The sequence below is a fragment of the Chryseobacterium sp. Mn2064 genome (genome assembly GCF_049319685.1).
GTDB lineage: Bacteria > Bacteroidota > Bacteroidia > Flavobacteriales > Weeksellaceae > Chryseobacterium.
In genome coordinates this window covers 710122-723472 of record NZ_JBMOUE010000002.1, presented here as the reverse complement: position 1 = coordinate 723472, position 13351 = coordinate 710122, and the positions used below count along the sequence as shown (strand labels likewise).

At 37.7% G+C, this 13351-nt stretch carries 13 protein-coding genes; 7 read left to right on the top strand and 6 right to left on the bottom strand.

Annotation, left to right across the window (positions count from 1 at the left end):
• Positions 1-148: 148 nt before the first annotated feature.
• The 5 genes from ACL9RH_RS10410 to ACL9RH_RS10390 all read right to left on the bottom strand — a co-directional run bounded on the left by ACL9RH_RS10410 (position 149) and on the right by ACL9RH_RS10390 (position 6286).
• Entirely contained in the window at positions 149-2359 is a 2211-nt protein-coding gene (locus ACL9RH_RS10410) for a glycoside hydrolase family 3 C-terminal domain-containing protein (RefSeq protein WP_422693697.1), read from the bottom strand.
• 309 nt (positions 2360-2668) lie between these two features.
• Positions 2669-3478: a methionine ABC transporter substrate-binding lipoprotein MetQ gene (metQ, locus tag ACL9RH_RS10405; RefSeq protein ID WP_422693297.1), complete on the bottom strand. Its 810-nt coding sequence runs from the start codon at positions 3476-3478 to the stop codon at positions 2669-2671.
• Between the two features lie 113 nt (positions 3479-3591).
• A complete protein-coding gene (gene metI / locus ACL9RH_RS10400) occupies positions 3592-4248 on the bottom strand; it encodes a methionine ABC transporter permease MetI (protein WP_422693296.1) in 657 nt (218 codons plus the stop codon).
• Positions 4241-5269, bottom strand: a complete 1029-nt coding sequence (locus ACL9RH_RS10395) for a methionine ABC transporter ATP-binding protein (protein ID WP_422693295.1) — start codon at positions 5267-5269, stop codon at positions 4241-4243. Before ACL9RH_RS10395 ends, metI begins: the two co-directional genes overlap by 8 nt.
• Before the next feature lie 18 nt (positions 5270-5287).
• Positions 5288-6286 (bottom strand): EamA family transporter, encoded by a 999-nt coding sequence (locus tag ACL9RH_RS10390; protein WP_422693294.1) that lies wholly within the window; start codon positions 6284-6286, stop codon positions 5288-5290.
• Between the two features lie 549 nt (positions 6287-6835).
• Here ACL9RH_RS10390 and ACL9RH_RS10385 point away from each other — a divergent pair.
• From ACL9RH_RS10385 to ACL9RH_RS10355, 7 genes are all read left to right on the top strand, one after another.
• Entirely contained in the window at positions 6836-7768 is a 933-nt protein-coding gene (locus ACL9RH_RS10385) for a ring-cleaving dioxygenase (RefSeq protein WP_422693293.1), read from the top strand.
• A gap of 58 nt (positions 7769-7826) precedes the next feature.
• The gene (locus ACL9RH_RS10380; protein ID WP_422693292.1) at positions 7827-8120 is read left to right on the top strand and encodes a GNAT family N-acetyltransferase; all 294 of its coding nucleotides are present in this window, start codon (positions 7827-7829) and stop codon (positions 8118-8120) included.
• 69 nt (positions 8121-8189) lie between these two features.
• Positions 8190-9143 (top strand): VOC family protein, encoded by a 954-nt coding sequence (locus tag ACL9RH_RS10375; RefSeq protein WP_422693291.1) that lies wholly within the window; start codon positions 8190-8192, stop codon positions 9141-9143.
• Positions 9144-9148: 5 nt separating this feature from the next.
• Entirely contained in the window at positions 9149-9781 is a 633-nt protein-coding gene (locus ACL9RH_RS10370; protein ID WP_422693290.1) for an alpha/beta hydrolase, read from the top strand.
• A 57-nt stretch (positions 9782-9838) separates the two neighbouring features.
• Positions 9839-11449: a Na+/H+ antiporter gene (locus ACL9RH_RS10365; RefSeq protein WP_422693289.1), complete on the top strand. Its 1611-nt coding sequence runs from the start codon at positions 9839-9841 to the stop codon at positions 11447-11449.
• A 70-nt stretch (positions 11450-11519) separates the two neighbouring features.
• Positions 11520-11831 carry a hypothetical protein gene (locus ACL9RH_RS10360; RefSeq protein WP_422693288.1) on the top strand — a complete coding sequence of 104 codons (312 nt, stop codon included), beginning with the start codon at positions 11520-11522 and terminating at the stop codon, positions 11829-11831.
• Between the two features lie 10 nt (positions 11832-11841).
• Positions 11842-12426: a Crp/Fnr family transcriptional regulator gene (locus ACL9RH_RS10355; RefSeq protein ID WP_422693287.1), complete on the top strand. Its 585-nt coding sequence runs from the start codon at positions 11842-11844 to the stop codon at positions 12424-12426.
• Between the two features lie 179 nt (positions 12427-12605).
• Here the strand turns inward: ACL9RH_RS10355 and ACL9RH_RS10350 are convergent, their stop codons facing one another.
• The gene (locus tag ACL9RH_RS10350) at positions 12606-13262 is read right to left on the bottom strand and encodes a DUF1349 domain-containing protein (RefSeq protein WP_422693286.1); all 657 of its coding nucleotides are present in this window, start codon (positions 13260-13262) and stop codon (positions 12606-12608) included.
• Positions 13263-13351: the final 89 nt, after the last annotated feature.

Below are 13351 nucleotides of genomic sequence, written 5' to 3'. Positions count from 1 at the left end.
TTTTCTTGAATCTTTTTGTGGTCATAAAGGTGAGGGATAAAGAGTTTTTAGAAGAATAAAAAAACAGATCCCAAATCGGGATCTGTTTGCATTCTATCAAATAATAATTAAATAGCAGAGCTTATACTCTTACCTTTCAATTTTTTGCTTATTTCAAAGTAAATTTCACTTTCGTTTTGATGGCATCTGAAGAGTTACCGATCTGAGCTTCAAAATCTCCCGGTTCAGCTACCCAGTCGTGTTTTTGGGCATCAAAGAAACTTAATGCCGTTTTATCAATGGTGAAAGTAACTTCCTTTTGTTCACCCGGATTCAGGTATACTTTTTCAAAACCTTTCAACTCTTTTGCAGGACGTGGAACAGACGATTTCAAATCGCTGATATAAAGCTGAGCAACTTCTGCTCCTGCTTTTTTTCCTGTATTTTTAACGCTTACCGTAAAGGTGATCTTATCATTTTGATTGATAACGGTTTTATCAGCGGTTGCCTTTCCAATTTCAAAAGTGGTATAGCTTAATCCATGTCCAAAGCTGAATAATGGTTTAATATTCTTAGTGTCGTGCCAACGGTATCCTACAAAAACGCCTTCATTATAAGTGATGTTGATCGGGTTTTTCTGATCTTTTCCTTTTCCAGCAGCCAATTCATCTTTCTGACCAGGATATTCTCCAAGCTGATGCGCCGAATTGTCTTCAAGCTTCACAGGGAAAGTAAACGGAAGTTTTCCGGAAGGGTTAGCATCACCAGCTAAAACAGCGGCAATAGAATTTCCCGCTTCAGATCCCAGATACCATGCCTGTACAACAGTGGGTACATCTTTGATCCAAGGCATGGCTACTGCATTTCCGGTTACCAGAACAACAGCCAGGTTTTTATTGGCTTTTGCAAGAGCAGAGATCAAATGATCCTGGTTGTAAGGCAATCCGTAGCTTTTTCTGTCGTTCCCTTCGCTATCCTGGAAGTCAGCTTTGTTTAATCCTCCGACAAAGATCACATAATCTGATTTTTTTGCCAGTTCTACTGCTTCATTGATCAATTCAGCTTCTGAACGAGTGTCTTTTAGATCCTGTCCAGATTTTACACCGTTGTATTCTCCGCCAATATCACCCACATATCCTCTTGCATATTGTACGTCAGACTGTTTCCCGAATCTGGATTTGATACCGTCCAAAGGAAGAGCTTCGTATTTTACTTTCAAAGATGAAGAACCTCCACCCACGGTCATGATCTTAATAGCATTTTCACCAATAACAGCGATTTTTTTAGCCTTATTAATATCGATAGGAAGAACATTTCCCTGATTTTTCAGAAGAACAATTCCTTCTTCTCCAATTTCTTTGGCAATGGCCTTATGTTCCTCTGAAGCGATGTTTCCGAAAGGTTTATTGCGGTTCATCGTCGTTTTATAAGCAAGACGAAGTAATCGGGTTACTTTGTCATCAAGCTCTTTTGTACCCACTTTCCCGGATTTAATCAAATCGAGATAAGGTTTTGCCAGGTAATAATTGTCATAAGCATTTTTAGTTCCGGCAGAAAGTCCGTTGGTCCATGAACCGAATTCAAGATCCAAACCATTGTGGATGGCCTGTTCTGTATTGTTTACAGCACCCCAGTCTGAAACAACTACTCCTTTATAATTCCATTCTTTTTTCAGAATATCATTTAAAAGATATTGGTTTTGGCTGGCATACTGGCCTTTATACATGTCGTAAGCACCCATGATCGTCCATGAATCTCCTTCTGTAACTGCCGCTTTGAAAGCCGGTAGATAAATTTCATACAGGGTTCTGTCATCTACTTTTACATTGCTGGTATGGCGGAACATTTCCTGATTGTTGAGTGCAAAATGTTTTACCGAGGTTGCCACTCCGTTAGATTGTACTCCTTTAATGTAAGGAACTACCATTTTTGAGGTCAGATAAGGATCTTCCCCCATATATTCAAAGTTTCTTCCGTTGAGAGGTGTTCTGTAAATATTAACTCCAGGCCCAAGAAGGATATCTTTTTTTCTGTAGCGGGCTTCTTCACCCAAAGCTTTACCATAGTTCCAGGACATTTTTTTGTTCCAGGTTGCAGATAAGGCGGTCAAAGCAGGGTAGGCGATGATAGAGTCATTGGTCCAGCCGGCCTGGTCCCATTCATCCCACATTACTTCCGGGCGTACTCCGTGAGGACCATCTGTTGTCCAGAATTCAGGAATTCCCAGTCTTGGAACTCCAGGTGAACTGAATTTCGACTGTGCATGAAGCATAGCCACTTTTTCTTCCAGGGTCATTCTGGAAAGTGCATCCTGAATACGCTGTTCTACGGGTTTTGATTCATCTAAATAAACGGGTAGAGTAGTATTTGTCTGAGCCATATAAGAAGCAGAAATAAAGGTGAATAAACTTATAATGACGGTTTTCTTTATCATAATTCCTTTCTATTTGATTGAAAACAAAAGTAAAGAAAATTTTTTATTATCTCAAATTGAGAAAATAAATTTTTACGGATAAAAAAACTGCCACTTTATAAGTAGACAGTTGATTATTTACTATTGATTGTATTTGTAAGGTAAAAGGACAGGGAGAAAAAAGGTTTTTCAGGTGTATTATCTAAAAAAATAAAAAAATAAGATGGATGATTTTGTGTATCTGCTTATTATGAAACCTTTAAACCCTGCGATGTATTAATCCCAACCTTTCACAGCACCTCCTTTGAAAATTTCTTTGGCCTTCTTTTCGACTTCTGGGGATTCATAGGCTTTTACAAAGTTTTTCACTTTCTGGCTGTTTTTGTTGTCTTGTCTGGCAACGATCACATTCACGTAAGGAGAATCTTTATCTTCTACAAGAATCCCTTGTTTTTCCTGATCCAGACCTGCCTGAGCTGCAAAGTTATTGTTGATGATTCCTACCACCACATCTCTGTCGTCCAGAACTCTTGGGATTTGTGCGCCTTCAATTTCCATGATCTTCAGCTGCTTTGGATTTTCTGTAATGTCTGTAACTTTTGGAAGAAGTCCGACTCCGTCCTTCAGTTTTAACAGCCCGCTTTTCTGTAGCAGAAGCAGGGAGCGTCCGCCATTGGTTGGGTCATTGGGAATTACAATTGTATTTCCTTCCTGCAGCTGACTGATATTTTTAATCTTTTTTGAATAAGCAACGATAGGATATACAAAAGTATTTCCTACGGGAACCAGATGGTATCCTCTTTGTTTGGACTGTTCTGTTAAATAAGGGATATGCTGAAATGCATTGGCATCAATATCCCCATTGGTAAGTGCTTCATTGGGAACCACATAATCATTGAAAGGGATAAGCTCCACTTCCAGGTTGTATTTTTCTTTAGCTACTTTTTTAGCCACTTCCGCAATTTCCTGTTCCGGACCGTAGGTGATTCCTACACGGATAAAGTTCGGATCGTCTTTTCTTCCTGAACAGGCTGTGAATAGAAGTAATCCGGCAGTTAAAATACTTAAGATCTTTATTTTTTTCATTTTATTTTCTGTTGAGAATGAGTAGGGGTGAAGAATGCCAAGTAGGAGTGAGCCATAAAGTTGATTATTTTTCAATTTCAACTTTCTTCAACCTTCCGATTCTTCAACCTGTTTTATCTATGATCGAAACTTTTTGATAACCTGTCTCCGGCAAACTGGATGATAAATACCAAAAGAACCAGTAATATTAATACAGTATTCATAATGACGATATCATAGCCAATGTATCCGTACTGATAACCAACCTGGCCTAATCCACCAGCACCTACAGCACCTCCCATCGCAGAATATCCTACTAAAGTAATCAAAGTGATGGTTGCATTGTTGATTAATGATGGAAGTGCTTCCGGTAACAATACCTTTTTAATAATCTGTAATGGAGAAGCACCCAATGCTCTGGCCGTTTCTATCAGACCGTGAGGAACCTCAATAAGGCTGTTTTCTACAAGTCTCGCAATAAACGGAGCTGCACCCACACTCAATGGAACCAATGCCGCATTTACTCCAATAGAAGTACCCGCTAAAATTCTTGTAAAAGGAATCATCCATACAATAAGAATGATGAAAGGAATAGCACGGAAAATATTAACCAAAATAGATAAAATTCTGTGGTAAAAAGCATTTTCCATAAGCTGTCCTTTTCTGGTTAAAAACAGCATGATTCCTACAGGAAGCCCAAGGACAAATCCGAAAAATCCGGATAAAAATGTCATATAAACTGTTTCCCAGGTTCCTTTTGCCAAAAGGGCAATTACCGTATCACTAAGCATATCCTTTTACTGTATTTTGAATTTTATTTTGATTAAAATAATAGATCGCCTGCTGGTTTTCTTCTTCCTCACCCTGTAGCTGCAGCAGAAGTTTGCCAAAATTGGAATCTCCCAGATATTCTACATCGGCCTTTAAAAGTCTGTAAGGAATTTTATACTGATTGTATAATGTAGAAAGAATCTGCTCCACACTGATGCTTTCATTAAGTTCTATTTCGACCAGCGGGAATAAACCTTCTTTCGGTTCTTTCTGCAGTCTGTTATTGAGTTCCTGTGGCAGGGTCATGATGTCTGAATTTATAAATTGTCGGATCACCGGATTTTCTTTGTCCGAAATGATTTCGCTTAAAGTACCTTTTGTTAATAATTTTCCTTTGTCTATTACCGCAACATGGTTACAAACCGCTTTTATCACGTCCATTTCGTGGGTAATGAGAAGAATCGTAATTCCCAGTCTCTTATTGATATCTCTTAAAAGCTGTAAGATAGACTGTGTGGTAGCCGGGTCTAGAGCGCTCGTCGCTTCATCGGAAAGAAGAAGGTGAGGGTCGTTGGCTAATGCTCTGGCAATGGCAACTCTTTGTTTTTGTCCTCCTGAAAGGCTTTTAGGATAATCGTTGGCTTTATCTTCAAGGCCTACAATTTTCAGAAGCTCATTCACTTTTGCGTGGATTTGTTCTTTGCTTTTTTGATCCAGTTCCAGAGGAAGTGCTATATTATCAAAAACAGTTCTTGAAGAAAGAAGATTGAAATGCTGGAAAATCATTCCTATTTTTTTGCGTTCCTCAGCCAGTTGCTGAGTACTTAGTTTTGTAAAATCTTTTCCATTGATGATCACCTCTCCTTCATCCGGTCTTTCCAGTAGATTTACGGTGCGGATCAATGTACTTTTCCCCGCTCCGGAAAAACCGATAATTCCTACGATATCTCCTTTCTCTATAGTAAGGCTCACCTTATCCAGTGCCTTAAAAGACTGTTTTTTCTGGTGAAATGTTTTTGATATATTTCTTATTTCTATCATTATGATATAATATACTGTTTAAATAGGCTGATATCGTCTGCCTGCTCTGTTAAAAAATCTTCTTAATCGTCTGATTTTGACCTTTGACCGTTTCGAAAGTCTGAAGTACTTGGTCACATTGGTAAGTAGTACTCCCAGTAATATGATCGACAGACCATACAGCTGACCTCCGTTGATGCTTTGATGAGCAACAATCCAGCCTGCAATAACTGTTACAATAGGATTAATGTAGGTATGGGTGCTTACTAAAGCGGCGGGTTTCACAGACAAGAGCCAAATGTACGACAAATAAGCGACTATTGATCCAAAGAAAATCAAAAACAGAACACCAAACCATGCCGATAATGGAACTGCAGAAAACGAAAAATTAACCCATTCTCCCCTTAATAAAGCAATAGCAAACGATGCCAATCCTGCCACAATAAGCTGTTGAGCAATATTCATGAAAGTAGATTGGGACGCCGGATTTTTCTTGGAATATAAAGAACCCAATACCCATGCTATTGAACTTAGACCTAATACAATAAAAGCAGTGATACGTAAGTTTCCATTCGCTGCCGCGTGGGCTGCATTTGAAGTAACGCTTCCTTTTAAAAACAATATCAATCCTACAAAACCAATCACCAAACCGATTGGGATAAATTTATCAGAAAAATAATATTTCCAGTTTTTCTTATCAATGGCAATAAACCAGAACGGGCCGGTAGCAATGGAGATGGCAGCTTCCGAAGCCGTGACATATTGCTCTCCCCAGGCAACAAGTCCTGTTCCTCCGGCAAGGATAAGAATTCCTGTAATGGCATTTTTCTTCCAGTTGATCAGAGAATTGGCCTTTTCTCCTTTGGACAGAAGATAACTGATCATCAGAACCCCTGCTACCAGAAATCTTAACCCGGAAAGAATGAATGGTGGAAAACCTTTTAAGCCAAATGAAATAGCTAAAAACGTAATTCCCCATATCACATAGATATTTGTAAACGCTAATGGAATCAACCATCTGTTTTTAGAATTGCTCATTTTTTATTTTTTTAATGTTGTTTGTTTTTTTTAATTAAAAAAGGCCCTACAACGTGGTAGGGCCTCAGCAAAATATGTCACATAAAAGTAAGGTCAACCACAGTATTCTAAATGCGTAGGCATACAGATAGCCATCATCATATTTTTGATGGTATGCTTCTTTATTGAATTATTTTTGAATTCTGCCTTCATTTTGTTTTATTTCCTGAATACGTTTGCAAATATATAATATAAATTTTATTAGTCCACTAAAAAAGTAGACTTTTTGAATGTTAATTTATTATTAATTTCTTAATTAATTGATTTTTAATCGTTTGTTTGTTATTTGTTTTGTGTTTTAAAATGCTTTGAGATCATTTAAAACTTCATTTAACTCTCTTTTCATTGAAACAAAGAGTAAAATGAGGTTATAGAAAAAGTAAAATAAATCTGTTTTTTTAAGAATAGTATAAAATTGTGAAGTGTTTTTTTAATCGGAAAAGCATTTATTAAACTAGTTAAATGTGCAGGATTTCCATGAGCTGTAATTTAGCATCAAAATTAAAAGACATGGACAATAGAATATTAGGTCTGCATCATATTACAGCTATAGCAGAAAATGCCAAAAGAAACTTAGACTTTTACACGCAGGTTTTGGGTGTAAGATTGGTAAAGAAAACCGTAAATTTTGACGATCCGGGAACCTATCATTTTTATTTTGGTAATGAAAATGGAACTCCGGGAACCATTTTGACTTTCTTTCCATGGGAAGGAATTGGAAAAGGAACCAATGGAAGCGGTATGGCTACACACATTGGCTACTCTGTTCCGAAAGGAAGCCTTGAATTCTGGGCAGAACGTTTGAAAAGTTTCAACGTCAATGTAGAAGAAGGCGAGATTTTCGGAGAAAAAATGATCTCTTTTAAAGATCCGGATGGTCTGCAGCTACAGTTTATAGAAGCATCAACAGAAGACAACAGAAAGATTTGGACAACGGAGGATATTAAAGATGAAAATGCTTTGAAAGGATTCCACAACGTAACTTTAACTCTGAAAAAAGCGGATCCTACGATCAAAGTTCTGACTGATCTTTTAGGATATACGATACAAAAACAGGAAGGAGAAAGATATAGACTGGCTACAGATGCGATTGATGCCGCCAACCTTATCGATATTATTGAAAATGATAAAATTCCATCCGGAAGAAATGCTGCAGGAACCAATCACCATATTGCATTCAGAGTGAAGGATGATAATATTTTAATGGAATACCGCGAAAAAGCACTGTCTGCCGGATTAAGCATCACTCCGAAAATCAACAGAGACTATTTCTACTCATTGTATTTCCGTGAGCCGGGAGGGGTTTTGTTTGAGATCGCTACAGATAATCCTGGCTTCACTGTAGATGAACCATTGAATGAGTTGGGGACACATCTGAAGCTTCCTGCACAATATGAAGGAATGCGTGGTAAAATAGAAGGAGTACTTCCGAAATTATCATAGATCATCGGCTGCATCGCATAAAGACGCTAATTTTGAATTAATAATTAAAAACAAAAAAATGGAAAGAACAGAAATAGTTTTAGAAGGAAGAAGAGGAGAAATTCAACTTTTCTCAGACAATCATAAAGCAGGGAAAATGGATATCTCAGTGATCGGACAAAAACTGACAGTATATCATACAGAAGTTAACCCTGAATACGAAGGCAAAGGTTTTGCTAAAATTTTACTGGAAAGACTTGTATCTTATGCAAGTGAAAACGATCTCAAAATTGTACCGTTATGTCCTTATGTTCATGCACAGTTCAAGCGTCATCCGGAAGAGTATAACGATGTATGGATGAAAGAAAACTAACATCAGTATAGAAGACTGATCATTCAAAGAGCCTTTATCAACGACTATTAACATTCAATTTTCAACACTATGAATCTTATTACAGGACTACACCACGTTACCGCTATTACCGGCAATGCACAGGAAAATATAGACTTTTATACCGGAGTTTTAGGACTTCGCCTGGTTAAAAAAACGGTTAATTTTGAGTATTCCGATGTCTACCACTTTTATTTTGGAGATGAATATGGAACACCCGGAACAATCATGACCACTTTCCCGTATGGTAAAGATCTGATCAACGGAAGACATGGAAAAGGAATGTTGAATACTACTGCTTTTTCAGTTTCTATAGAAGCATTGGATTATTGGTTGAATCGTCTCGATCAGTTTAATATTCCCTACAAACATCCGCAGCAAAGATTTTCTGATGAGGTATTCATTTACCTGGAAGATTTTGACGGATTGGGGCTGGAATTGGTTTTTACAGATAAAGACGAAAGAAAAGGATACTACAACGGATATATTCCGAGAGAATATGCTTTGAAAGGAATTCACCATGTTGAAATATGGCAGGATGCTTATGAAAGAACAGCTGCTTTATTAACTACTCAAATGGATCACAAAGTGATTGTTGAAAGCCCTGGCAGATTGAGATTAGGTACAGAAAACCTTCCGGGAAAATATGTAGATTTATTATCAACGCCCAATGCGTTGAAAGGACTGGCAGGAAGAGGAACCGTTCATCATGTTGCCTTTGCCACACCGGATGCCCAGTCACAGCTTGAAATGGTAGAACGATTAAACGCTTACGGATTGGAACATACTGAGGTGAAAGACCGAAAATACTTTACCTCAGTATATTTTAAAGAACCTGGCGGAGTATTGTTTGAAATTGCCACTTCAGGTCCAGGTTTCGATGTAGACGAAGAAGCAGCCTTTTTAGGCGAAGATTTGCAGTTGCCTTCACAATTTGAAGAACAGAGAGATCGTTTGATTGAGGTTCTTCCGAAAATACATTATCCAACAGAAAAATTCAGATAACTACAATGAGTCATATAGTAAATATAAAAACAGCAGGAATACTATTAAAACAAGCCCAAAAAGCACTGATTATGGTACACGGAAGGGGAGGAAGCGCTCAGGATATTTTAAGTCTTTCCCAACATTTAGAGGTAAAAGACTATGCATTGCTTGCACCGCAGGCTTTGAATCATACCTGGTACCCTTATTCGTTTATGGCACCGGTTGATCAGAATGAGCCATGGTTGTCATCAGCACTGGAAATGATAGAAGAAACGGTAAAAATAATCGTAGAATCAGGAATACAACCTGAAAATATTTACTTTTTCGGTTTCTCTCAGGGCGCGTGTCTTACGCTGGAGTTTTTGGCCCGTCATGCACAGAAGTTTGGAGGAGCTGTGGCAATTATTGGAGGAGTAATCGGTGATAAAATCAATCGGGATAACTATACCGGAGATTTTGCGGGAACTCCTGTTTTTTTAGGAACCAGTAATCCGGATTTTCATGTTCCGGTGGAAAGAGTATATGCAACAGCCAATATTTTAAGAGAAATGAATGCAGATGTGACCGAGAAAGTATATGCCAATTTCGGACACGCTATCAATGAAGAAGAAATAGAGCTGGTTAATTCAATAATATTTAAAAAAGTAAAAGAGTAAAAATTTGTTTTAAAGATTCATTTTCATTCTTTACCTTCCATTCTCAATTCAAAAGAAATGCACGAACAACTACTTCTAATTCTTGGACTTCTAATGATCGTTATGCTTTTGGTCATGCTGGCACAACGTATCAAAATTGCTTACCCTATTTTTCTGGTCCTTGCAGGATTAGGAATCAGTATGATCCCCGGAGTTCCCGTTTTGAAACTGGACCCGGATATCATATTTCTGATCTTTTTGCCTCCGCTTTTATACGAAGCAGCCTGGTATACCTCATGGAATGATTTCTGGAAATGGAAACGACCTATCAGTCTGCTGGCTTTTGGTCTTGTATTTTTAACTTCTTTGGTGGTCGCTTATACCTCTCAGATGCTGATTCCCGGTTTTACCCTGGCATTAGGCTTTTTACTGGGAGGTATTGTTTCACCACCCGATGCAGTAGCTGCAACAACAGTATTGAAAGGGTTGAAAGTTCCCAAACGGACCATTGCAATCCTGGAAGGAGAGAGCCTTATTAATGATGCTTCGTCATTAATTGTTTTCAGATTTGCTCTGGCTGCGGTTGTAACAGGAGCATTCTCGATGCATGAGGCTACCGGACAGTTTTTTCTGGTGGCAGGAATGGGAATTGTAGTCGGAATTGTGGGTGCCCATATCTTTTATGCCATTCACCGATTTTTACCTACAACCCCGGCGATTGATGCAGCACTTACGGTAATGACTCCCTATATTTTGTTTCTCTCTGCAGAACATTTTCACTTTTCGGGCGTAATGGCTGTCGTAAGTGGAGGATTGTTCATGTCTTTCCGTGCTCATGAAATGTTTAAAACAGGAACTACAAGAATCAATATGACGGGAGTATGGAATACCCTGATCTTTGTGATGAATGCTCTGGTCTTTGTTTTAATAGGTCTGGAGCTTCCGGATATTATCAATGGTTTAGGAGAAACCTCCTTAATGGATGGGATTAAATATGGATTAATTATAAGTCTGATCGTAATTGTAGTCCGTCTTTTATGGATTTATCCGGTTGCCCATATTCCAAGGTGGCTGAGCGAAAAAGCCCGAAAAGACCCAAGCCCGGGATGGAAGAATCCTTTAATTATAGGCTGGGCAGGAATGAGAGGTGTTGTTTCTCTGGCAACGGCATTATCTATTCCGGTGATGATGAATGATCAGGCTCAGTTTCCGATGAGAAATCTTATTATTTTTATTACTTTCATTGTTATTTTTGTAACATTGGTTTTTCAGGGGCTTACGCTTCCTCTGATTATTAAATTAACCAAAATCGGAGAGATCGATTCTATTCTTCCTTCTCATGAGCAACAGGCCGGGATTCAAATGAGGTTGGATAAGTTGGCTGTTGACAGGCTTCATAAAGAATATGAAACTTCCATAGAAACCAACAGTCTGGTAGAAAACCTTAAAAAAGCACTGGAAAATGATATTACCCTTCACCAAAATCATTTAAGTTCCCTTGAAATGTGCAGCAACAGACAGAGTGATATGAAAGAATATCACAAGATCATGCTGGATATTTTTTCTCATCAAAGAAAAGAGCTTTTTAAAATGAAACGCGAAAAGCAGTTCAGTGATGATGAGATCAGAAAAGCAGAGTCGCAGCTGGATCTGAACGAACTGAAAATAACAGGAAATAAACATCTTTAGAAAAGTAAAAAAACGAAAAGGTAGAACCTAATCATAGAGTACTTATAGAACTTTTAATCTCTCAATCATAATGAAAACACTCCATTTTTTAGTCATCGGAAAGAATCAGGAGATTCTGGAAGTTTTAAAAAGAATTATTGAAAACAACGAAGGTTGGACAGCTGAAATCCAAAGCGACGAAAATTTTTGCTATACCTACCTGAAAGAAAATGAAGTAGATATCGTTCTTTTGAGTTCGGGTCTGGAAGATGAATTTGAAAAAAATATCAAAGTATTTTGTGAAAATTTAGATAAAAACGTAAAAGTAATTGACCATTATGGAGGAGGAAGTGGCCTTTTGAAGAACGAAGTTTACAGTCTTTTTCCTAATTTGCGGGAGTAAACTTTATTTTATGTTTGAAAACATCATCAAAAACATTACACGATTCATTACCATTACTCAGGAAGAGGAAAAAATATTTACAGACTTACTGGTTTGCCAGTCATTTCCTAAGAAAACCATTTTATTAAGAGAAGGAGAAGTCTGTCAGTTTGAAGGATATATTCAGAAAGGATGCTTGAGGATGTACTGTTTGGATGATGACGGTTCGGAAGTTACTTTATTGTTCGCTATCGAAGACTGGTGGATCAGCGATATCTCTTCTTTTCAGGAACAGAAGCCTTCTAAAGTATACATCGAAACCCTTGAAGATTCAGAAATTTATATGCTGAATCCGACCACGAAGGAAAAACTGCTTAATGAAGTTCCGAAATTTGAGAGAGTTTTCAGAATGCTTGTACAGAGAAATCTTGCAACACTTCAGAGTCGTTTGGTGAATACGATTTCAAAAACCGCTTCAGACCGCTATCTTGAATTCATCAAAGTATATCCCTCCATTCCACAGCGAGTGGCTCAATATTACATTGCTTCTTATCTTGGGGTTTCTAAGGAGTTTGTGAGTACAATCAGAAAGCGTTTGGCTTCAAAAGAAAAATAGGTACAACTTTATCATAAAAGCGTACCTATAAACGAAATAATTTAATCATCAATCCAAAAAACCATTAATCAACCGGTGCTTGTTTATCTTTTTTTCCACAACCACGAGAATTTTAAGTGATAAACCACCGGTTGAATTAAGCTAATTTGAAAAAATTATATATCGAGTTTTCTATGGTGTTATTTGTTCTTATTTAACCATTCCAATCTTCGTTGATCAGGAAGGTGCTTTACCTGAAAATGTTCAAATTTGGCATTGAAACCATTTCCATCGGGGCAGGCGGCCATTAAGCCAACCATCACAGGCGTATTATCCTGCAGATGAGCATTTCTCATCATAATATAATTTTTGTCATCGAAGGAATAAAAGATCTCAACGGCATCTAAGCGTCGGATTGCTTTAACCCAGACAGATTGCGGCTTGTCTTTCAGTTCAATCACACTCCAGTCACTTGTGTTGTGGGTAACAACGGTACTTAGATTATATTTTCCGTCTACGTATTCGATTCCGAATTTTATATAATTCTGAGGGTCTGTGCGCAGCATCAGACCCATCTGATCAAATCTTACTTTATAATCACCGGTGATTTTTACTTTAACCTCAAACTCACCGCCATAGGTTGAATAATAAAACGGAGCATCATCTACCGTAAATCCATAATGTGAAATTCGCCAATAGTCACTTTGAGGAGTAACGAACATGGATAATGTATTATCCTTTATTTCCCATTTTTCAGGTTCATTGAACCAATTCATTTTTTCTAAACGTTGCGCTCCTACATGGTGTAAGAATCCTGTCATGACAGAAAGGGACACTGCCAGTAATAATTTCTTCATTAAAAATATATTATAAACGTATAATGAAACAGAATATATTTTTTTAAAGTGATATCCTGCTTCATTGAATAACCACTAAAAAATCTATA

Coding starts and splice junctions, on each gene's coding strand:
- ACL9RH_RS10410 (WP_422693697.1), bottom strand. CDS start 2,359: ATGGCTCAGACAAATACTACTCTACCCGTTTATTTAGATGAATCAAAA.
- metQ (WP_422693297.1), bottom strand. CDS start 3,478: ATGAAAAAAATAAAGATCTTAAGTATTTTAACTGCCGGATTACTTCTA.
- metI (WP_422693296.1), bottom strand. CDS start 4,248: ATGCTTAGTGATACGGTAATTGCCCTTTTGGCAAAAGGAACCTGGGAA.
- ACL9RH_RS10395 (WP_422693295.1), bottom strand. CDS start 5,269: ATGATAGAAATAAGAAATATATCAAAAACATTTCACCAGAAAAAACAG.
- ACL9RH_RS10390 (WP_422693294.1), bottom strand. CDS start 6,286: ATGAGCAATTCTAAAAACAGATGGTTGATTCCATTAGCGTTTACAAAT.
- ACL9RH_RS10385 (WP_422693293.1), top strand. CDS start 6,836: ATGGACAATAGAATATTAGGTCTGCATCATATTACAGCTATAGCAGAA.
- ACL9RH_RS10380 (WP_422693292.1), top strand. CDS start 7,827: ATGGAAAGAACAGAAATAGTTTTAGAAGGAAGAAGAGGAGAAATTCAA.
- ACL9RH_RS10375 (WP_422693291.1), top strand. CDS start 8,190: ATGAATCTTATTACAGGACTACACCACGTTACCGCTATTACCGGCAAT.
- ACL9RH_RS10370 (WP_422693290.1), top strand. CDS start 9,149: ATGAGTCATATAGTAAATATAAAAACAGCAGGAATACTATTAAAACAA.
- ACL9RH_RS10365 (WP_422693289.1), top strand. CDS start 9,839: ATGCACGAACAACTACTTCTAATTCTTGGACTTCTAATGATCGTTATG.
- ACL9RH_RS10360 (WP_422693288.1), top strand. CDS start 11,520: ATGAAAACACTCCATTTTTTAGTCATCGGAAAGAATCAGGAGATTCTG.
- ACL9RH_RS10355 (WP_422693287.1), top strand. CDS start 11,842: ATGTTTGAAAACATCATCAAAAACATTACACGATTCATTACCATTACT.
- ACL9RH_RS10350 (WP_422693286.1), bottom strand. CDS start 13,262: ATGAAGAAATTATTACTGGCAGTGTCCCTTTCTGTCATGACAGGATTC.